This window comes from Pseudomonas sp. FW306-02-D09B, assembly GCF_058782685.1.
In genome coordinates this window covers 189269-208966 of the sequence record NZ_JBYSXY010000007.1, presented here as the reverse complement: position 1 = coordinate 208966, position 19698 = coordinate 189269, and the positions used below count along the sequence as shown (strand labels likewise).

Annotated in this window: 18 protein-coding genes; 13 read left to right on the top strand and 5 right to left on the bottom strand. The window is 59.8% G+C overall.

Annotated elements, in window-relative coordinates; genetic code table 11:
• Positions 1 to 56: 56 nt before the first annotated feature.
• The 10 genes from AC3WK5_RS14585 to AC3WK5_RS14540 all read left to right on the top strand — a co-directional run bounded on the left by AC3WK5_RS14585 (position 57) and on the right by AC3WK5_RS14540 (position 10661).
• The gene (locus AC3WK5_RS14585; protein WP_103316146.1) at positions 57 to 527 is read left to right on the top strand and encodes a DUF2271 domain-containing protein; all 471 of its coding nucleotides are present in this window, start codon (positions 57 to 59) and stop codon (positions 525 to 527) included.
• A 25-nt stretch (positions 528 to 552) separates the two neighbouring features.
• On the top strand, positions 553 to 2775 hold the full coding sequence (locus AC3WK5_RS14580) for a PepSY domain-containing protein (protein ID WP_103316145.1): 2223 nt from the start codon (positions 553 to 555) through the stop codon (positions 2773 to 2775).
• Positions 2765 to 3730 carry an FAD:protein FMN transferase gene (locus AC3WK5_RS14575; RefSeq protein ID WP_103316144.1) on the top strand — a complete coding sequence of 322 codons (966 nt, stop codon included), beginning with the start codon at positions 2765 to 2767 and terminating at the stop codon, positions 3728 to 3730. The genes AC3WK5_RS14580 and AC3WK5_RS14575 overlap by 11 nt, the downstream gene beginning before the upstream one ends.
• Positions 3731 to 3808: 78 nt before the next feature.
• Positions 3809 to 4510, top strand: coding sequence for a VIT1/CCC1 transporter family protein (locus AC3WK5_RS14570; RefSeq protein WP_103316143.1), 702 nt, complete (start codon positions 3809 to 3811; stop codon positions 4508 to 4510).
• Between the two features lie 248 nt (positions 4511 to 4758).
• A complete protein-coding gene (locus AC3WK5_RS14565) occupies positions 4759 to 5160 on the top strand; it encodes a hypothetical protein (RefSeq protein ID WP_103322112.1) in 402 nt (133 codons plus the stop codon).
• 104 nt (positions 5161 to 5264) lie between these two features.
• A complete protein-coding gene (locus AC3WK5_RS14560; protein WP_054596521.1) occupies positions 5265 to 5519 on the top strand; it encodes a DUF2933 domain-containing protein in 255 nt (84 codons plus the stop codon).
• Between the two features lie 102 nt (positions 5520 to 5621).
• Positions 5622 to 7703: a copper-transporting P-type ATPase gene (locus AC3WK5_RS14555; protein WP_256585174.1), complete on the top strand. Its 2082-nt coding sequence runs from the start codon at positions 5622 to 5624 to the stop codon at positions 7701 to 7703.
• 243 nt (positions 7704 to 7946) lie between these two features.
• Entirely contained in the window at positions 7947 to 9440 is a 1494-nt protein-coding gene (gene arcD, locus AC3WK5_RS14550; RefSeq protein WP_103316141.1) for an arginine-ornithine antiporter, read from the top strand.
• Positions 9441 to 9538: 98 nt separating this feature from the next.
• Positions 9539 to 10084, top strand: coding sequence for an Hsp20/alpha crystallin family protein (locus tag AC3WK5_RS14545; RefSeq protein ID WP_103316140.1), 546 nt, complete (start codon positions 9539 to 9541; stop codon positions 10082 to 10084).
• Between the two features lie 190 nt (positions 10085 to 10274).
• Positions 10275 to 10661: a hypothetical protein gene (locus AC3WK5_RS14540; RefSeq protein WP_103316139.1), complete on the top strand. Its 387-nt coding sequence runs from the start codon at positions 10275 to 10277 to the stop codon at positions 10659 to 10661.
• A gap of 87 nt (positions 10662 to 10748) precedes the next feature.
• Here AC3WK5_RS14540 and polX read toward each other — a convergent pair whose 3' ends face one another.
• The 3 genes from polX to AC3WK5_RS14525 all read right to left on the bottom strand — a co-directional run bounded on the left by polX (position 10749) and on the right by AC3WK5_RS14525 (position 14791).
• Positions 10749 to 12548 carry a DNA polymerase/3'-5' exonuclease PolX gene (gene polX, locus AC3WK5_RS14535; protein WP_103316138.1) on the bottom strand — a complete coding sequence of 600 codons (1800 nt, stop codon included), beginning with the start codon at positions 12546 to 12548 and terminating at the stop codon, positions 10749 to 10751.
• A 139-nt stretch (positions 12549 to 12687) separates the two neighbouring features.
• Positions 12688 to 13347 (bottom strand): c-type cytochrome, encoded by a 660-nt coding sequence (locus tag AC3WK5_RS14530; RefSeq protein ID WP_177474766.1) that lies wholly within the window; start codon positions 13345 to 13347, stop codon positions 12688 to 12690.
• A gap of 25 nt (positions 13348 to 13372) precedes the next feature.
• Positions 13373 to 14791, bottom strand: coding sequence for a cytochrome C (locus tag AC3WK5_RS14525; RefSeq protein ID WP_103316137.1), 1419 nt, complete (start codon positions 14789 to 14791; stop codon positions 13373 to 13375).
• Between the two features lie 305 nt (positions 14792 to 15096).
• Between AC3WK5_RS14525 and AC3WK5_RS14520 the strand changes: the two genes are divergently transcribed.
• Positions 15097 to 16464: an erythromycin esterase family protein gene (locus AC3WK5_RS14520; RefSeq protein WP_103316136.1), complete on the top strand. Its 1368-nt coding sequence runs from the start codon at positions 15097 to 15099 to the stop codon at positions 16462 to 16464.
• A 6-nt stretch (positions 16465 to 16470) separates the two neighbouring features.
• Here AC3WK5_RS14520 and AC3WK5_RS14515 read toward each other — a convergent pair whose 3' ends face one another.
• Together AC3WK5_RS14515 and AC3WK5_RS14510 are read right to left on the bottom strand one after the other, a co-directional pair.
• The gene (locus AC3WK5_RS14515; RefSeq protein WP_103316135.1) at positions 16471 to 17148 is read right to left on the bottom strand and encodes a dienelactone hydrolase family protein; all 678 of its coding nucleotides are present in this window, start codon (positions 17146 to 17148) and stop codon (positions 16471 to 16473) included.
• Positions 17141 to 17848, bottom strand: a complete 708-nt coding sequence (locus tag AC3WK5_RS14510) for a phosphoribosyltransferase (protein WP_103316134.1) — start codon at positions 17846 to 17848, stop codon at positions 17141 to 17143. Before AC3WK5_RS14510 ends, AC3WK5_RS14515 begins: the two co-directional genes overlap by 8 nt.
• Before the next feature lie 286 nt (positions 17849 to 18134).
• Here AC3WK5_RS14510 and AC3WK5_RS14505 point away from each other — a divergent pair, with 286 nt between their 5' ends.
• Both AC3WK5_RS14505 and AC3WK5_RS14500 read left to right on the top strand, forming a co-directional pair.
• Positions 18135 to 18701, top strand: coding sequence for a phosphoribosyltransferase family protein (locus AC3WK5_RS14505; RefSeq protein ID WP_103316133.1), 567 nt, complete (start codon positions 18135 to 18137; stop codon positions 18699 to 18701).
• A 26-nt stretch (positions 18702 to 18727) separates the two neighbouring features.
• Positions 18728 to 19693 carry a ribose-phosphate diphosphokinase gene (locus AC3WK5_RS14500; RefSeq protein ID WP_103316132.1) on the top strand — a complete coding sequence of 322 codons (966 nt, stop codon included), beginning with the start codon at positions 18728 to 18730 and terminating at the stop codon, positions 19691 to 19693.
• Positions 19694 to 19698 lie beyond the last annotated feature (5 nt).

The following is a 19698-nucleotide window of genomic DNA, read 5'->3' as shown; positions in this document are numbered from 1 at the left end:
TGCTGTCAGCTTACAGGCGCAGGATTCAGCCACAACGCTTGAACGGGAAATCCACCATGAAAAAGCTGACTGCTGCGATTTGTCTCGCCACCGCCATTGCGCTGCCGGGTCTGGCCCAGGCGCGGGAAGTCACCCTGGCCACCCGGCTGAAGAATTACGACGGCAATGACGCGTACCTGGCGTTTTATGTGACCGACGCCAACGGTAAATACCAGAAAACCCTGTGGGTGGCTGGCAAAAAGGCCAAGTACTACAGGCATTTGTCCGACTGGGCCCGCGGCAGCGGCTTGAACCCCAGCGAGTTTGACGGGGTCAGCGGCGCCAGCGTCGGTAGCGGGCGCACCCTGAAAGTGAGCGTTGAACTGGCAGACACACTGATTGATGCCGGCTATCAGATCCGCGTCGACAGTGCTGTCGAGAATCAACGTGAAGCCCCCTCCGATATTGCCGTGCCATTGACCACTCAAGGTGCGGGAAAACCTTCTACCGGCAGCGGTTACATCGAGTCCTTTACCTACGACATGTGACACCGGCACCCCTTGGAGGCTGACCATGCTACGCCAGTTTCACTCACTGCCCGGCCTCGTCGCGGCCCTGCTGGTCATGCTGCTGGCGATCAGCGGTGCGATCCTGTCGATCAATCCGGCCCTGGAAAGACTGAGCGCGACAGTACCGGCATCCGGTCAGGTGAACGTTGCCGAGTTGGCCGGTCGAGTGGCGAACCACTACCCCGGGGTCGAAAAAATCCGCCGTACCGCCTCGGGTTCAGTCATCGTGTATTTCACCCAGGACGGCCAGACCGGCGCCGAGCGCGTCGACCCGCTGACCGGAGCAGGTGTTGCGAGCTATACGCCCTCGGCGTTCACCCGCTGGGTCAAAGACCTGCACCGGTCATTGCTGTCAGGCACACCGGGGCATGCGGCAGCCGGCATCGGCGCGCTGTTCATCCTGATACTGTCGATTTCCGGGGCGGCGCTGCTGGCACAGCGCCTGGGCGGCTGGCGGCGCGTGATGCGGCCACTGCGTGGCAGTTTCAATCAGCGCTGGCATGCCGAAGTCGGGCGTTTGGCGATTCTGGGCTTACTGTTGTCCGCGTTGACCGGGCTGTACATGTCGGCCACCACCTTCGGCCTGATCCCGGACGGGACGCAACGCGAGCCGGTATTTCCGAGCGCGCTCAGCAGCGGCCCGGCAGCACCGGTCGCAACCTTGCCAGCACTGCTGGCGACTGACCTGAACGACCTGCGCGAGCTGGTCTATCCCAGCGTCGGTCATCCCGAAGATTTCTTTTCGTTGAGTACTGCGCAAGGCGACGGTTATGTCGATCCCGTCAGCGGGGCTTTGTTGTCTTACGTGCCCCATGACCGCATGCGTAATGCCTACGAATTCATCTACCAGTTGCATACCGGCGAAAGCCTCTGGTGGCTAGGCCTGATCCTCGGCGTTTGCGCGCTCAGCGTGCCGTTGATGAGCGTCACCGGTGCGCTGCTGTGGTGGCGTCGTCGTCAGTCACAGCCGAAAATCCGTCACAACAGTGGCGCGCAAAACGCCGACACGGTGATTCTGGTCGGCAGCGAAAGCAACAGCACCTGGGGCTTTGCCAACACCTTGCATGAGGCGTTGCACCAGACCGGCCACCGCGTCCATACCGCGCCCATGAACCGGCTCGCGGTGGAGTATCGCAGCGCCCAGCGGCTGTTCATCCTGACCGCCACAACCGGCGACGGCGATGCACCCGCCTCGGCCTCGCAGTTCATGAAACGACTGGCGAATACCCACGTAAAGCCTGGCCTGGGTTTTGCCGTACTGGGATTTGGCGATCGGCAGTTCCCGAAATTTTGTCAGTTTGCCAAGGACGCTCAGGCGGCTCTGCTTGCTTCAGGCGGGACGCAGCTGCTGGAACTTGAAACCATCAATCGCCAATCCGCCCAGGCGTTCACCCGTTGGGGCAGCGCCGTTGGCCGGTTGCTGGGCCATGAACTGACGCTGGTACACGTCCCACGGCTGCCGGAAACCACGACCCTGGCGTTGATCGATCGCACACACTACGGCGAACACGTGAACGCTCCCACCCAGATCCTGCGTTTCAACGCAGCCGCAACGTCTCGCTCGCCGGGCGAGCTCAAACACAGACGCAACAGCGGCCTGCCCCGGTTCCAGGCCGGCGATTTGGTTGGCGTGCTGCCGCCCGGGTCCAGGGTGCCGCGCTACTACTCACTGGCCAGCGGATCAGATGACCGCGTTCTGGAAATCTGTGTGCGTAAACACGCCGACGGCGTGTGTTCCGGGTTCCTTCATGACTTGCCGCTGGGAGGACAGATTGAAGCCTTCATACAGCCCAATCCCGAGTTTCGCCCCGGCCGTGGAAAACAGCCGGTGATTCTCATCGGCGCCGGTACGGGGATCGGCCCTTTAGCCGGTTTTATCCGTAACAACACAGCCAGGAAGCCCATGCACTTGTACTGGGGCGGACGTCACCCGGCGTCCGACTTTCTCTATGAACCCGAGCTCAACCGCTATTTGGCCGATCAGCGCCTCACCCGGTTGCGCGCCGCCTTCTCCCAAACCCATGAGCGCAGCTATGTGCAGGACCGCCTGATCGCCGACGCGCTGGCACTCCGTCGCCTGATTGAAAAAGGCGCCCACGTATTGGTGTGCGGGAGTCGCGAGATGGCCAAAGGGGTGATGAACGCCCTGGATGAAGTGCTGGCCCCGCTCGACTTGAACGTGCTGACGCTCAAAGCACAAGGACGCTACCGTGAAGATGTCTACTGAACCCTGGCGCTATAGCCTGAGCGGGGAAACCATGGGCACCCGTTACACTGCGGTGTTTTACGCCGAGCCGCCGGTGGATGAGGCTGCCATCAATGAGAGTCTGTTTGCGGCTGTCGACACGGTGGATCAACAGATGTCGACGTGGAAGGCCGATTCCGCGCTCAACCGTCTCAACGCAGCAGCCGAACAGCAATGGCTGCCCATTCCCGAGGAACTGGCCACCGTCCTGGCTACGGCGCTGCGGGTGGGTCGTCAATCCAACGGGGCGTTTGATATCGCCGTGGGCGATCTGGTCAATGCCTGGGGCTTTGGGCCTGGCGAACAACAACCCGGCGCAGCGCATATCAGTGCCTCGGATCGTCAGGCGCGCGTGCCAGCCACGCAAGCGCTGGAGATTGATCCGCTGCGCAACCTGGCCCGTAAACGCTCAGCGACTACCCTTGATCTATCAGGCATCGCCAAGGGCTTTGCGGTGGATGAAATGGCACGTTGCCTCGATGGTTGGGGGATAACCAACTATCTGGTAGGAATCGACGGTGAAATGCGCGCGCACGGGGTCAAGCCGGGTGGAGAGTCCTGGGTTGTGGCAATTGAAAGACCCCGCCGCGGCATTCGTGAAGTCATGGGGGTGATGGAAATCAGCGATGCGGCGATTGCCACGTCCGGGGACTATCGTCAGTGGATCGAGGTCGCGGGCCGGCATTACTCGCATACGATGGATCCGGCTCGCGGAGCGCCCTTGTCCAACTCACTCGCGGCCGTGACGGTGGTCGCCGCCACCTGCATGCTCGCCGATGCATGGGCCACTGCGCTGATGGTCCTGGGAGAGAAAGCCGGTCCCGAACTGGCGCAGGAACGCGGCATGGATGCGTTGTTCGTAATACATGATGGTGAGCAGTTCAGGGAACTATCGGTTGTTGCCGGACAGCTCCAGGCGCAGATTGAAACTCGCTGAAACGACCAGGTCAGCGGTTGAGTTATTCAGGCATTTTTTGATCGGCATCGATTCAACGACAGTGAGCAGATTTCAACGATGAAGTTCTTTCGCAGACACGCTGAATCCCATAGACATGAGCGGATCGGCTGGCTTCGGGCCGCGGTATTGGGGGCCAACGACGGCATCGTATCGACCGCCAGTCTGTTGATCGGCGTCGCCGCGGCCAATGCCACCCATAGCACCTTGCTCGTCACAGGTGTTGCCGGGCTGGTGGCGGGTGCGATGTCGATGGCGGCGGGAGAATACGTCTCCGTGCATTCCCAGGCCGATACCGAACGGGCCGATCTGTTGCGCGAACAAGCAGAGCTTGAGACAGCGCCGCTTGCCGAACACCGGGAGTTGGCGGCCATCTATGTGGACCGCGGTGTTGAACCCGAGCTGGCCAGTAAAGTCGCCACGCAGCTCATGGCGCACGATGCTCTGGGCTCCCATGCGCGCGACGAACTGGGCATTTCCGATGCGCTCAGCGCAAAACCGCTGCAGGCGGCAATGTCCTCGGCGGCAAGCTTTGTGGTGGGCGCCGCATTGCCGCTGGGCGTGACCATCCTCGCGCCGACCCACAGTGTGATTGCCTGGATATCCGGCATGTCACTGGTTTTTCTGGGCGCTTTAGGCGGCATTGCTGCCAAGGCCGGCGGTGCCAATCTGCTGATCGGCGCGTGGCGGGTGACGCTGTGGGGCGCGCTGGCGATGGCTATTACTGCCGCAGTCGGTATTTCATTTGGTGCCGTTGCTTAGCGCTTATATGAAATGGACCTGAGCGTTACCCGGTCACGGTCAGCGATGAGCGACTACATTCAGGGCTTGGGCCGGGGGACCTGACTGACTACGTTTGATTTGATTTTGATCAATCATGGAATTTCGGTGTGCTGTAGGTTGAAAAAACAGAATCCCGCTATTTCGTTACCGGGGAAGTTCCATGTTCTGGTTTCGCCATCATCGTGCTGTGGGTATTACGGTGTTGTCCTCATCCTTTGGAGATTGCCATGCATGCCTCATTGAAATTGATCCTCGCCGCACTGCTTGTGAGCAGCCCTCTCGTGGCCTCGGCCGTCGATGAGCACCACCCGGAGCTGAACCCGACCGACCCCGCTCAAACCAGCACACCCGCCCCACCCGCCACACCTGAGCAGAACAAGGCCATGGCCGAGCAAATGAAAAAAATGCAGGCTGCACACGACAAAATCGCCGCCGCCAAAACCCCTGCCGAGCGGCGGGCCGCCATGCAGGAGAGCATGAAGACGATGAAGGACGGTATGGCCATGATGAATGCAAACTGTAATGACATGGGTATGCCGGGCAACAAGGACAGAATGGGCATGATGAACATGATGATGAATATGATGGATCAGCAATCGAACATGATGAAGATGCCGATGAACCAGTGATCCGGACAAGCCTGTCGTAACGGCCACGGCGGTTTCACCCTGAAACCGCAGTGTTGATCCTGTTCAGCGTATTGGCAGCGCTCACTCCCCAGGAGCACCCAACCATGATCAACTCACAGCACTCGACCAACACGTCTCCAGCATTTTGGAGAAGCAAATCCGGCATCGCGCTAGGCATGTTGCTGGTCATTGCATTGTTCTATCTGGCCCGTGAGCACTACGGCCATATTCTCGGCCTGTTGCCCTACTCGATTTTGCTGTTGTGTCCGCTGATGCATTTGTTTGGGCACCACCATCACGGTGGTCACAGCCATCGAAGTGAAACCGCAGACCCGGTCAAGGACGAGAACAGGAATTGACTCATGCACGGCGTTGAGCATCATCAAGAGCACAACCCGGCCCCCCCGGTCGATCGGATGCCCGCAGCCCGCTTGTCAGCTACTTCTGAATACACCTGCCCCATGCACCCGGAAGTCCGCCAGACGGGCCCCGGTACCTGCCCCAAGTGCGGGATGACCCTGGAGCCGGTGATTCCCGAACTGGAAGAGGACGAGAACCCCGAGCTCAAGAGCTTCACCCGGCGCTTCTGGTGGACATTGCCGCTGACCGTGATCGTCACGGTGCTGGCCATGAGCAGTCATGTCCTGATGCTGTTCCACGGTTCCCTACAAAACTGGATCGAGCTGGCACTGGCCACCCCCGTCGTGCTGTGGGCCGGATGGCCCTTTTATGTGCGCGGTGTGCATTCGGTGATTCAGCGCAGTCCCAACATGTGGACGCTGATAGGTCTTGGCACGGCAGCGGCCTTCCTTTACAGCGTCGTAGCCACCCTGGCCCCCAACGCCTTCCCCAACACATTCATGATGGACGGTCGCATCGGCGTGTACTTCGAAGCGGCGGCGGTGATCATTTCACTGACCTTGCTCGGCCAGATGCTCGAACTCAAGGCGCGTTCGCAAACCTCGGCAGCCATCAAGTCGCTGCTTGGGCTGGCACCGAAAACCGCCCGCCGAATCAATGCCGACGGCACCGAAGACGACATACCGTTGACCCACGTACACAGCGGCAACACCTTGCGCATACGCCCGGGTGAAAAAGTGCCGGTCGACGGTCAGGTGCTGCAAGGCGAAAGCGCGGTGGATGAGTCGATGCTTACCGGTGAGCCGATACCGGTCATGAAGAAGGCCGGCGACGCGTTGATCGGAGCCACCCTCAACCTCCATGGCAGTCTGGTGATGCAGGCACAGAAGGTCGGGGCAGCGACCCTCCTCGCGCAGATCGTGCAGATGGTTGTGCAGGCACAGCGTTCGAAAGCGCCAATGCAACGTCTGGCCGACGTGATCGCCGGTTACTTTGTGATCGTGGTGATCAGCATCGCCGGGCTGACGCTGGTCGGCTGGGGTCTGTGGGGGCCAGAGCCAAGCTGGGTATTTGGCCTGATCAACGCTGTCGCGGTCATGATCATTGCCTGCCCCTGTGCCCTGGGTCTGGCGACACCGATGTCGGTCATGGTCACCACCGGCAAGGCTGCCAGTGTCGGCGTGTTGTTTCGCGATGCCGCCGCCATCGAGAACCTGCGCAAGATAGACACCTTGATCGTCGACAAGACCGGCACCCTCACCGAAGGTCGGCCAGTGTTCCATAGCGTTGAGGCAGCACCCGGATTTACCCAGGATGAAGTGCTGCACCTGGCCGCGTCTCTCAATCAAGGCAGCGAGCACCCGTTGGCACATGCCATCGTCGAGCAAGCCCGCCGCACGGGCCTGACACTGAGCACGCCTGAAGCCTTTGAGTCCGCCTCCGGTATTGGCGTCAGCGGTCAGGTCGAGGGGCGCAGCCTGAGACTGGGCAATACGGTATTGATGGATGAGGCGAGTGTTTCTATACAAAGCTTGCAAGCCCAGGCAGAAACACTACGCAGTGACGGCACGAGCATCATGTACCTGGCGGTCGATGGTGTCCTGGCGGGGTTGTTGGCGGTAGCCGACCCCATCAAGCCCACCTCGAAACTGGCAGTCGGTCGTCTGCAAGCGGACGGCGTCAAGGTCGTCATGGCGACTGGCGACGGCCTTACGACGGCCCGTTCGGTGGCGCGTCAGTTGGGTATCGAAGAAGTGCACGGCGAGGTCAAGCCGCAAGACAAAGAACGCCTGGTCGCGGCTCTGCAACAGGCCGGACACCGGGTGGCGATGGCTGGCGACGGCATCAATGACGCCCCGGCACTGGCGCGCGCCGATGTGGGTATCGCCATGGGTACCGGCACTGACGTGGCGATGAACAGCGCTCAGGTGACCCTGGTCAAGGGCGATCTGCTCGGTATCCTGCGAGCCCGCAGCCTGTCAGTGGCCACGGTGAGAAACATGCACCAGAACCTGACCTTCGCCTTCCTTTACAACGCCATGGGCATTCCGCTGGCCGCCGGTGTGTTCTACCCGCTGACCGGTCATCTTCTATCGCCACTGATTGCGGCGCTGGCCATGAGCGTGAGCTCGGCATCGGTAGTGTTCAATGCCTTGCGCCTGCGCCAGGCCGCGATTGAATAAGCGAAATACGCTGACACCCAACGGCTGCTCAACCGCTCGAATCCTGAGAGCACTCCACCCCTTTTCTACGTGACACAGCGGCGCACACGCCCATGGGGTTTATCCCCTGTGTCCTTCGTGCGGCTTACCATTCCTCTGATCTAAATCAAATCCCGGCAGCCCATTCACGCAGACATTAATCATCAGCGTTCGCGCTCTCGCATTGGCGATAGCCGATGAAGAAATTGTCTAGTGGAGGTTTGCATGGCAACGCATGTGCACGGCACCCAACCGACTATTCCGGGCATTTCGCCTCGTCCTGCGGCGGGAAGCTTGCGCCAGCTGGAGCCCCGGCGCCTGTCCTTGAGCCTGTTGATCGCTCTGGTAGTCGGCTCGATGATTGGCAGCGGTATTTTCAGCCTGCCCCAGAACATGGCCGCGGGCGCTGGTGCTGGCGCGATCCTGATTGGCTGGTTGATCACCGGCGTTGGCATGCTGTCGCTGGCACTGGTCTACCAAACCTTGTCCAACCGCCAGCCCGAACTGGATAACGGCGTGTTTGCCTATGCCCGCGCATTGGGCGGCGAATTCCTCGGTTTCAACTCGGCCTGGGGTTACTGGATCAGTGCCTGGATCGGTAACGTCAGTTACCTGGTGATTCTGTTCGCGGCGCTGAGTTACTTCTTCCCGCTATTCGGTGAAGGCAATAACAAAGCAGCCATTGCGGCGGCGTCGCTGGTGCTGTGGTCGTTGCACTGGATGATCCTGCGGGGCATGCGCACCGCAGCGCGAGCCAATGCCCTCACCACCCTGGCCAAGATCGTTCCGTTGCTTATGTTTATCGGCCTGGTGATTGCGGCGTTCCAGCGCGAAACATTTATGGTCGACTTCTGGGGTGCGCCGGCACTGGGCAGCACCCTGGATCAGGTCAAAAGCACGATGCTGGTCACCGTCTGGGTGTTTATCGGCATCGAGGGCGCCAACGTATTTTCCGCCCGCGCGGCAGAACGGGTGAATGTGGGACGGGCCACCGTCATCGGCTTTGTTCTCACCTTGTTGCTGCTGATTGCGGTGTCCCTGCTGTCACTGGGCATTCTCAGGCAACCGGAACTGGCCGCGCTGAAAAATCCTTCGATGAGTGGCGTGCTTGAGGCAGTGGCCGGCCCTTGGGGGGCGATGCTGATCAGCATCGGCCTGATCATCTCGGTCGGCGGCGCCCTGCTCGCCTGGACGCTGCTGGCGGCAGAGTCGGTGTTCACACCGGCCAGGGAAAAGGTCATGCCGGGGCCGCTGGCCCTGGAAAACACCCATGGCGCGCCTGCCAATGCCTTGTGGATTACCAACGGCTGCATCCAGCTATTCCTGCTGCTGACGCTGTATTCGAGCGCCAGTTACCTGGCCCTGATCTCTCTGGCGACCTCGATGATTCTGTTGCCGTACCTGTTCAGCGGCCTATACGCGTTGAAGCTGACGTGGCAGGGCGCGACCTATGCCGGACACAAAGCCCTGCAACTGCGCGACATGGCGATTGCCTCGGTCGCAACCCTGTATTGCTTGTGGCTGCTATTCGCCGCTGGGCCGAAATACATGCTGCTCAGCGCCCTGCTCTATGCCCCCGGCTCACTGATTTACCTGGCCACCAAACGGGCTCGCCAGGGTCAAGCGCTGAACGGCTTTGAGTGGGGATTGTTGATCGTCATCTGGGCGGCGGCCGCTTTCGCCGGCTGGATGCTGTGGTCAGGGAAACTGGCCTTGTAAGGCCAAATCAATGAATGGATGTGTTTTTTCTCGAGGCAGGCACAGGTGTCCAAAACGTTTGCAGCCCACCTCGACATAGCCAAAGAGGAGAACTGAAAATGGCCAATTCCGTGAAAAAAGTACCGGTTCATACCGAAAAAAAAGCAAGTCCGCTCCCAGCGACGACTGACCTTTGGCGTCCTCTGCAAAAACTGCGGGAACAGGTCGATCACCTGTTCGAAGACTTCAATCGAGGTCCTTTGGGATTATCCCCATTCAGCCGTGGGCTGTTCGACGTCGAGCCGCTTTTATCTCGTGAACTGATGGGTTATGGCATCCCTGCCGTGGACATCACCGAGAAGGATAAAAGCTTCGATATCACTGTCGAACTGCCCGGTATGGACCAGAAGGATGTCGAGATCAAACTGTCCAACGGCAGCCTGATCATCAAAGGCGAAAAACAGGAAGACAAGGAAGAAAAAAGAAAGGGCTATTACCTGTCGGAGCGTCACTACGGCTCCTTCGAACGGATGTTCAACCTGCCTAAAGGGGTCGACGCCGACAAGATCGAAGCGAGCTTCAGCAAAGGTGTGCTGAGCATATCGCTACCGAAAAAGCCCGAAGCCATGAAACCGGAGAAAATTGTACCGATCAAAGGTAATTGAACCGATGACCGTCCTCCTCACCTTGCCGGGAAACCGGCAAGGTTTTTTTTGCATCGAACATTATGACTCCCCCCCTATTGGCAGCCCGTCTATCCACTTGCCCGTTCGTATGCCTGTTTTCTGATGTGGATCAGATTTTTCTCCTGAGCGACTCCTATTCTCGAATTGCCCCCACGATTGGGTAGACATCATGAATATCGACTCGGTAAAACGTTGCACGCTGATAGGGGCAATCCTGATCGCCACGTGCCTTGCATTACCGGCCAACGCCGACCGACACGGAGGCGGTCATATCGGCGCTCCGTTCTGGTGGGGCATCGGTCTTGGCTTGGGACTGGGTTGGGAAGGCGCGTACCTTCGTGGTCCGTATTACTACCCCTCCTACCCGGTTTACTACTACCCGCCCCCTGTTTATTACTACCCGGCCAACCCGCCCGTGGTGGCAGCGCCCCCCAACACCCAGCCTGCGCCAAGCTGGTATTACTGCCCTTCAGCCAAAGGCTACTACCCTTATATACGCCAATGTCCTGAAGCCTGGCGCCTGGTTCCGGGGACACCCTCCGGGCCCATACAGTGACAGGCGCGGCTGATTTCTCGGAGGTCATCCGGCACGTTGCTGACGAAAGGGAATGGAGCGTCTCAATCCCGCACCCACAGCCACTCATCACCGGGCGGAACAGGCGCTCAGGAACGCCTTGAGTTCCTTCAGGGGACGAGTGTTGAGCACGTTGTGCTTTTCCAGCCAGGCACGGCGTGCCTGAGCGATCCCATACTGCAAATAGGCGAAGTCAACGGTGCGATGCGCATCCGAGTCGATGGCAATGAGCACCCCTTCATCCTTGGCGTAGCGGCACTGCAGGTCGAACAGGTCCATGCGTTGCGGCTGCGCATTGAGTTCCAGGCAACAACCACGCTGCCGGGCCGCCTTGATGATGACCGGCAGATCGAGGTTCAGCGGGTCGCGCTCATTGATCAGCCGGCACAGCGGGTGCGCCAGAATCGTAAAATAGCGATGATCCATGGCCCGGAGCAAGCGTTGGGTCTGTTGACGCATCGTCAGGCCGAAATGGCTGTGTACGGCGCCGACCACCAGGTCCAGACGCCTGAGGATATCGTCCGGCAAATCCAGGCTACCGTCCTCGAGTATGTCCACCTCGATGCCCTTGAGCAGGGTCACGCCCTGTAAGCGACTATTGAGCGCATCGATCTGGTCGATGTGCTTGAGCAACCGGTCGGCATCCAGGCCATGGGCCACTCTGAGGGACCGCGAATGCTCGGTAATCGCCAGATAGTCCAGCCCGGCCTCCCGCGCTGCAAATGCCATCTCTTCCAGGCTGTTGCCCCCATCCGAGGCGCGGGTGTGAGCATGCAAGTCGCCCTTGAGGTCGCTCAACTCAATCAGCCTGGGTAAATGACCCGCCTCTGCCGCGGCAATCTCACCGCGATTCTCGCGCAGTTCCGGTGTCATCCATTCCAACCCCAACGCCTGGTAAACGGAATCTTCGGTGGTGCCAGCCACACATTTTTTTGCCCTGAAGAGGCCATATTCACTGAGCTTGAGACCTTGCTTCTGAGCCCGTTGGCGAATCGCGATGTTATGCGCCTTGCTGCCGGTGAAATACACCAGGGCGGCGCCATAGACCGCCGGTTCGACCACCCGCAGATCCACCTGCATGCCGGTGCCCAGTATCACGCTGGTACGGGTGCGACCCTGTGCCAGCACAGTGGCAATGTCCGGATGCTGGATAAAGTGCGCCGTGACGTCCACCGACGGTGCCGCGGCCACCAGAATATCGATATCGCCGATGGTGTCGCGCATCCGGCGCAAACTTCCGGCAACCGTGGCCGCCTCAACCCCCGGAAGCTGTTGCAGGTACTCGGTCAATCGCAGGGCCACCGGCGCCACAAAGGCCAATGGCAACCGGCGGTCCCTGCCGATGCCCTTCTGCGCGGCGTTCAACAGTCGGGCTTCGATCTTTTCGCCGAAGCCAGGCAGATGGCGAATGCGTCCGTCTTTGGCCGCCTGACACAGTTGCTGCGCGGTTTCGATGCCCAGGTCGTGATAGAGGTGTTTGACGCGTTTTGGGCCCAGCCCGGCGATGGAAAGCAGATCGACCAGCCCCAGGGGCAATGTCGTGCGCAGACGTTGGCGCAGTGCGCAATCGCCGGTGGTGACGATTTCGTTGATCTTGCCGGCAAGGTCGACCCCGATGCCCGTGAGTTTGGGCAGCGGTTCACCCCGCACGATCAGCTTCGCGACCTCAAAGGTCAAAGCCCTCAGGGTTCGCGCTGCATTGCGATAAGCGCGAATACGGAAGGGATTGGCGTCCTCGATTTCCAGCAGATCGGCGATATCGTCAAAAATCCCGGCGATCTGATCATTACCCATCGTCTGCCCGGCCTTGGCCGATGAAGAGGGCGAGGTTGGCAACGGCTCTGGAAGCGGTGCCGCAGTAAGCTTCATGGCGCAATCCTGACTCAGTGGAGGTCACTGGGTCAGGATTGCCGATCCCGCCACACGGTCATTGATATAGATCAGACAGTGCCTGAAGGCCAGGAACCGCGACGTGCCCTCAGGCTCATCGCCGGCGCCGCGAAGGCCCTCATTTTTTTGCCCCGAGTGTCGCAATGTAATGGGCGACAGAGGCTGCATCTTCATCGGACAGGGAATGAGTGACCTGCTTCATCAGCTCGCCACGCGGGCGCTGGTCGGTCTGCTGGAACACCTTGAGCTGGCGGATCATATAGTCGGCATGTTGACCTGCCAGGCGCGGGAACTGGCCATTGCCCTGACCCTCGGCACCATGACAGGAGCTGCACTGCGCGACGCCCGAACCAGGCAAGCCCTTGCGGAAGATCAATTCGCCGCGTGCATCAAACTTGTCGGCGTCAGCCTTCATGGGGCTCTGACTGGAAAAATAGTCCGCCAGTTCGTTGATCTGGGTCTCTGTCAAATGGGTAAAACCCCACATGTACTGGGTCCCGGTTTTATCGCTGCGGACATGGCCCTTGAAGTCTGTCAGTTGCAACTTCAGGTACTCTTTTTGCTGGCCGGCCAGCTTGGGAAACATCGGCGAGACGGACTCCCCCGTCAATCCGTGGCACATGGAGCAAACCTTGTCGACCATGGCGATGCCGGACATCGGCGAGGTTTTTTCCGAGGCCTGCTCGGTCGTACCAGTGCAGCCCGTGAGCGCAACCACGCAGAGGGCAAGCAATAAATGCGATCGATTGAAAGAACTCTTCATGCCCATTGCGTTCATGGTCTACGCCCCTGCGTTCAACTGATCAAAACGCGTACCACATATAAAGATAGGTGGTGTCGTTTTCACTGGCATCACGGCCATTGCCGTCATAGTTGTTGGTTGCGCCCAAATAGCGGGTGAAATAGTTGTATTGGAGCCCGACCCTCAGGTTCTGCATCGGTAACCAGAACACCTCTGGCGTCCACATCTGTGTATCGGGTGAAAAACTGGCACTGTCCGGGTACGCCGTGGCATCCGAGCTGCCATTGACATTGGTATACGCCAGGCTCGCACCATACTTGGCACCGTACACATAACTGCCCTTCAGTTTGAAGGATCGCAGGGTTGCAGGTCCGTCGAAGAGGGTCTGGGTGCCATCCCTGATTTCTTCCCTGACATAGCGTATCTGTGCCGTGAAAGTATGGGGCTCAAGGAGGTACTGGTACTGGCCATCGAAGCCTACGTCCCGGTACTCGGTGCTGCCCTGACCATGGATCGGATTGTTGGAGTCGTCCAGGGGCAGAATTTTGGCATTCATCGCAAAGGCCCCCAGCATCACGTTCTGGGCCCCCCATTCGTAGGTATAGGCCAGCCGTGCATAAGGGCTTGAGCCATCCATGTACGTCAACGGATGGTAGGTGTCGCCCTTCTTGTTGCCCAGACTCAGAAACTGCCAGGTGTCTTTGGCGGTCTGGTAGGAGGTCAGCTCCAGATACAACGACTTGTTCAAATAAACATAGGCACCGATACCCGCCACCTGTTGAGCCAATCCCCCCTCGATCAGTGTAGAGGTCGGGACCCCGCCGAAGGCGCCCAAGGTTGAACTGACATACGGATAGCCCCACGCAGGCGTGCTGTTCCAGACATCCTGAACCGTGGGGTTGTTATGCAATGTGACGCCCCAGATGACATCTCGTGAGGCATCCAGCCGGCTGTCTGCATAACGCAGGTCAAAGTTGTCCGAGCCCAGGTGACTGACCCAATTACCCGAGGCGTCCTGGTGGTCGTAGGAGCTGTAGGTGAATTGGGCAAAGCCGCCGATAACGTCAGTGATTTTTCCACCGAGGAACACGCTGCCGAAATCAATGATGAATTGCTTGTCTTTGGGTGAAATCGAGCTGCCCGCACCGTCGCTGTTGTTACGCGTCGAGGTGAAATCACCGACGATCATCGCGGCCAGGGGGTTGGTTTGTTCGCCGTTGGTGTACCCCGTCAGCTTGAACAGGCGCCCATAAGGTGTCAGCTCGGGAAATTGCCCACCCGCATGGCAGGCAATGCAACTTTGTCCGGTTTGACGTGCAAAGGAAGGCAAGGCCTGCGCTGACTGACAAAACAGCAGCACTGATAGCGCCACCAGCAGGGTGCCCGGTCGCCGGAGTAATGTGATTAAAAAAGCTGACCCGAAAAAAAATGACTGCGCCACCGACTTCATTCCGCCTGCTTCGCTGTCCTTCACATTCATGTCAGCTCCCTCTGAAAAGAGACTGTCGAACGATTTAATCCTGAATGGAGCCTAGCCAGACGCTAGCCATTTACAAGTGCTGGCGCGCGCTGCGCCACTCAAGTCCGCAACGCACATCGCGCACATCGCGTCAGGTCATCTTCAGCAGCCTGCGGACGCGCGATCCAGACACGTTCTCCTGGGGCATTGCAGCCTTTGTTGACGAAACTCAATGAATCGTCTGGACCAAGGTGTAGGAATAATCAAAGAAGCAGCCCAGCGGGCTGCACGTCGGTTAACCCCTCCTCTTGATAGGGACGACGCTCATGACCTCTCCTTCGCAAAAACTGCTGGAAAAACTTTACGGTCCGCGCAGCACGGTTGCCATGACCACTATTGCCCCTCTGTTACGTCAATATGCGGAACCGCTGCCGGAATTGAATTCAGACGCCTTCGGTGAAATGTTCGACCGTTACGCTGATGCGCGGGTAGTGATGATCGGTGAGGCCAGCCATGGCACCAGCGACTTCTACCGAACCCGTGCGGCAATTACCCAAAGGCTGATTGAGCGGCACGGGTTCACGATTGTGGCGGTTGAAGCGGACTGGCCAGATGCCGCGCATGTTGACCGTTATGTCCGCGGGCTGGCCCACACAGCCTGGAAACGGCACATCTTCAGCCGATTCCCGACCTGGATGTGGCGCAATACCGAGGTGAAGGCATTTGCCCACTGGCTGCATCAATACAACCACAAGCACGCCCCCGAGGGTCGGGTCGAGTTTCGCGGGTTGGACGTCTACAGTTTGCGCAACTCCATTCACGAGGTCCTGAGTTATCTGGAGCGGGTCGACCCGCATCTGGCACACGAAGCACGACGGCGCTATGGCTGCCTGACGCCCTGGCAGGATGAACCTGCGTTGTACGGCCACTTTGTCGAACAGGGCGGGCTGATGCCCTGCGAGCAAGCGGTGGTCGAGCAGCTCCATGACATGCTGGCCGAGCAACTGGCCGGGCTTATCCACGACGACGAGGCGTTCTTCGATGCCACGCAAAACGCCCGGGTCGTTCGGGCGGCGGAACAATACTACCGAGCGATTTATCGAGGCTCGACCGCCTCCTGGAACCTGCGTGACCGGCACATGTTCGACACACTGCGGGGGTTGCTTGAGCACCGAGGCTCTCACGCCAAGGCCGTGGTCTGGGCGCACAACTCCCATATCGGCAATGCCGCTGCCACGGAAATGGGCTGGAAGGGCCAGTTCAACATCGGTCAGCTGTGTCGCAGCGCCTATGGGCGCGATGTCGTTCTGATCGGCATGAGCACCGACCGTGGCCAGGTGGCGGCAGCCGATGACTGGGACGCCGACATGCTCATCAAGGACATCCGGCCATCTCGCCCGGACAGTTGGGAACATCAGTTCCTTAAAGCCGGCGTCCCCGCGTCATTGACCGACTGGCGAGATCCCCAGCGCGAAGACCTGCGCAAGGCGCTGTCCGAGCCTCTGCTGGAGCGGGCCATCGGGGTGATTTACCGCCCCGAAAGCGAGCGCAGCAGCCACTACTTCGAGTCGGTGCTGGCCGAGCAATTTGACGCCATGGTGTGGATTGAACAGACACAAGCGGTGACGGCACTGCCTCTGCCAAAAAGCCAGACGTTGGAACCGGAAGACGAAACCTTTCCGTTTGGCGTGTGATACCGGTCAGGGACTGATGGAGGTCTCTGAACGAGTACCACGCAGATGTCTCTCGAACCAGTCGCCAGCAAGTCTGGCGACTTCTTCGAGGGTGCCTGGTTCTTCAAACAGATGCGTAGCGCCCTCCACGACTTCCAGGCGCTGTTCACACCGCAGAACATGACTGCTTTGCACGTTCAGACGCACTACCACCGGGTCCTCTGCTCCGACGATTTGCAAGGTCGGCGCCCTTACCCGGGACAGCGCCGCACCTGCCAGGTCGGTCCGCCCTCCCCGGCTGACCACCGCATGGACCACGTCCGGGCGCTCGGCCGCCGCCAACAACGCCGCAGCGGCCCCGGTGCTTGCGCCAAACAGCCCGATCCGCAGCGATTGCAGTTCCGCGTCCCGGCCAATCCAGTCGATCACCTGCACCAGTCGCCGGGAAAGCATCGCGATATCGAAACGCAGCTCCCGCGTAACGTTATCCAGGCGCTGCTCCGGCTCCGTGAGCAAATCGAACAACAACGTGCCCAGTCGTCGGCGGCCCAGAGACTCTGCAACCTGCTGGTTACGAGGGCTTGAACGGCTGCTGCCGCTGCCATGGACAAAAACCACCAATCCGGCAGCATTCATCGGCAGACGCAGGTCGGCTGACAGCTCCACGTCCTCCAGGCTCAGTTTTCGATAGTGAGACTCAAGCATCGGAGTTCTCCTGAGGGGCAGTGCCCGTGCTGGACTCGCGTTGCCAGGCTCTTTGCAAAAGATCGATGACTTCCCCGTCCGTGGTCTGGGTGAAGTTCATGTACCAATAACCGATGGACATCAGCCACTCGGGAATGAGCGGACACACCAGTTCATCCACTTCGGTGCGCAGCGCCTCGACCGTCTCAAGCGGTGCCACCGGCACGGCAACGACAATGCGCGACGGTGCTTGCAGGCGCACGGCGTGGATCGCGGCCATCATCGAGGCCCCTGTCGCCAGGCCGTCATCGATCAGAATCACCACCTGGTCCTTGAGTACTGCCGGAGCACGCGTTGCCCGGTACAAATGCTCACGACGAGAGAGTTCCCGGGTTTCCCGTGCGACCACGGCATCGAACGTGTCCTGATCAATCGGGTGAGCCCGTAGCGCCCCTTCATTGACGATTTGTACGCCGCCACTGGCAATGGCGCCCATGGCGTATTCTGGCTGGGAAGGAACTCCCAACTTGCGGACCAGCATCAGGTCCAGGCGAACCTCCAGGGCTGTCGCTACTTCATAGGCCACCGGAACCCCGCCACGGGGCAAGGCCAGCACGATGACATCGGGTCGATGAGCGTATTTGAGCAGCGGTTCGACCAGGGTTCGACCGGCAGCAGTCCGGTCGCGCAAGGTGGTTTGCAGTAAGGGACTGTGTGTCATTTGAAAACCTCCTGAAGCAATCGGGCCAAATCCATACCGCCAGAACGCCGCAAGGCAGCCATACAGGACAGGTTCAGTCGTACTGCCGAGAAGCCTTTACAGCCCATGAGCGCGTGGCAAGTGCTCAGCTAGGTGCCAATACCCTTTTTTAATTCAGAATCCTCCCATGAAGTCTCCCCGGTCTTGATTTATATCAAGTCCCCGCGCAAGGCGCAGATGCCCGGCGCCATCAGCTACAGCCCCCTTGCGCTATGATCAATCTATCGGCTCTGAACGGGAGACTGCCATGCCGACCCTACCTGCGAGCCAACGGTTGCGCGTGTACGACAGCGATGAGCTCGATGGGGTGCTGCAGGCGATGGCGCGCCAGGCTGCGGCACTGTTGCCGCCCACTCAAGCGGTACTGATCGGCATCCAGCGCCGCGGCGAACCGCTGGCACAGCGTTTACAGCACCATCTGTCGCGTCAGACCGGCCAGCCGGAACTGCCTCTTTACCCCCTGAAGGTCAAGCGTTATGCCGATGATCTCAGCGTGCTGCATGCACATACGCAATTGACCGAAAACCCGCTTCTGGGCGCACTGGACCTTGCCTGTACCACCCTGCTTGTTGTCGATGACGTGCTGTTTGAAGGCCATTCGCTGCTACGCACCTGCGCGTATCTGGCGCAACTCGGTGCGCGTCGGGTCTACACCGCAGTATTGGTCGATCGGCACGTCTGCCAGCAGCCGATCCATGCCGATATTGTCGGCGTGCATCTGCAAGTTGCCGCCAATGACATCGTCGAATGCAACGTACCGCCCTACGAAGCGGAGTTTTGCATCGAAGTTCTGCGTCATGGTGCCGCCCACTGACGGCAGTGCCTTGAAGGAGCCATCACATGCTCACCGAACGCCCGCTTCTGTTTGCCCTGCAAGGCAGTGAGCACTACGCGAGCCGCGTCGCGCAGCGGCTTGGCTGTCAACTGGCGCGCCATGAAGAGCGTGACTATGAAGATGGCGAGCATAAATGCCACCCGTTGGAGTCGGTCAACGGGCGCGAGGTGGTGGTGTTCCATTCCTTGTATGGGGATGACCGGCAGAGCGCAAACGACAAGCTGTGTCGGCTGCTGTTTTTTTGTGGCGCACTCAAGGATGCCGGCGCTCGCCAGGTGCAGGCCGTGACGCCCTACCTCTGCTACGGGCGCAAGGATCGTCGTACCCAACCTCAGGACCCGACGATCACCCGCTACGTGGCGGCCATGATTGAAGCCTGCGGCGTGGATCGCCTGGTGGCCCTGGAAGTGCACAACCCGGCAGCGTTTGATAACGCCTTTCGCATTCCCACCTGGAACGTGCAGTGCGCAGAATTGTTCGCCGGGCATTTCGCCGCGCTTGTCGGCGACGCCGAGGTGGTGTCGGTTTCCCCGGATGCTGGCGGTACCAAACGGGCCGAGCAGTTTCGCCAGGCCCTGGAGCGGCAATTGGGACGCGCAGTGGGCGGTGCGCTGATGGAAAAGCACCGTGCTCAAGCAACGTTCACCGGCACGCTGCTGGTGGGTGAAGTGCTGGGTAAAACCGCAATCATTTTCGACGACCTGATCAGCACCGGTGAAACGCTGATGCATGCGGGCCTCGCCTGCCAGCAGGCCGGTGCCACCCGGTTATTTGCAGCCGCCACCCATGGTTTGTTTACCGGTGGCACTGATCTGCTCGACAAACCCCTGTTTGAACACCTGGCGGTCTCTGACAGCGTGCCTCCGTTTCGCCTGCCTGCCGACTGTGTGACGCGCCACTTGCACGTGCTCGACAGCACCGCACTGATTGCCACCTTGCTGGCTGAAAACGGAGCGTTTGCTACCGTCTGAGCACG

Bases quoted from the DNA above. Each gene is read 5' to 3' on its own strand.
- AC3WK5_RS14585 (WP_103316146.1), top strand. From the start codon at position 57: ATGAAAAAGCTGACTGCTGCGATTTGTCTCGCCACCGCCATTGCGCTG.
- AC3WK5_RS14580 (WP_103316145.1), top strand. From the start codon at position 553: ATGCTACGCCAGTTTCACTCACTGCCCGGCCTCGTCGCGGCCCTGCTG.
- AC3WK5_RS14575 (WP_103316144.1), top strand. From the start codon at position 2,765: ATGTCTACTGAACCCTGGCGCTATAGCCTGAGCGGGGAAACCATGGGC.
- AC3WK5_RS14570 (WP_103316143.1), top strand. From the start codon at position 3,809: ATGAAGTTCTTTCGCAGACACGCTGAATCCCATAGACATGAGCGGATC.
- AC3WK5_RS14565 (WP_103322112.1), top strand. From the start codon at position 4,759: ATGCATGCCTCATTGAAATTGATCCTCGCCGCACTGCTTGTGAGCAGC.
- AC3WK5_RS14560 (WP_054596521.1), top strand. From the start codon at position 5,265: ATGATCAACTCACAGCACTCGACCAACACGTCTCCAGCATTTTGGAGA.
- AC3WK5_RS14555 (WP_256585174.1), top strand. From the start codon at position 5,622: ATGCACCCGGAAGTCCGCCAGACGGGCCCCGGTACCTGCCCCAAGTGC.
- arcD (WP_103316141.1), top strand. From the start codon at position 7,947: ATGGCAACGCATGTGCACGGCACCCAACCGACTATTCCGGGCATTTCG.
- AC3WK5_RS14545 (WP_103316140.1), top strand. From the start codon at position 9,539: ATGGCCAATTCCGTGAAAAAAGTACCGGTTCATACCGAAAAAAAAGCA.
- AC3WK5_RS14540 (WP_103316139.1), top strand. From the start codon at position 10,275: ATGAATATCGACTCGGTAAAACGTTGCACGCTGATAGGGGCAATCCTG.
- polX (WP_103316138.1), bottom strand. From the start codon at position 12,548: ATGAAGCTTACTGCGGCACCGCTTCCAGAGCCGTTGCCAACCTCGCCC.
- AC3WK5_RS14530 (WP_177474766.1), bottom strand. From the start codon at position 13,347: ATGAACGCAATGGGCATGAAGAGTTCTTTCAATCGATCGCATTTATTG.
- AC3WK5_RS14525 (WP_103316137.1), bottom strand. From the start codon at position 14,791: ATGAATGTGAAGGACAGCGAAGCAGGCGGAATGAAGTCGGTGGCGCAG.
- AC3WK5_RS14520 (WP_103316136.1), top strand. From the start codon at position 15,097: ATGACCTCTCCTTCGCAAAAACTGCTGGAAAAACTTTACGGTCCGCGC.
- AC3WK5_RS14515 (WP_103316135.1), bottom strand. From the start codon at position 17,148: ATGCTTGAGTCTCACTATCGAAAACTGAGCCTGGAGGACGTGGAGCTG.
- AC3WK5_RS14510 (WP_103316134.1), bottom strand. From the start codon at position 17,848: ATGACACACAGTCCCTTACTGCAAACCACCTTGCGCGACCGGACTGCT.
- AC3WK5_RS14505 (WP_103316133.1), top strand. From the start codon at position 18,135: ATGCCGACCCTACCTGCGAGCCAACGGTTGCGCGTGTACGACAGCGAT.
- AC3WK5_RS14500 (WP_103316132.1), top strand. From the start codon at position 18,728: ATGCTCACCGAACGCCCGCTTCTGTTTGCCCTGCAAGGCAGTGAGCAC.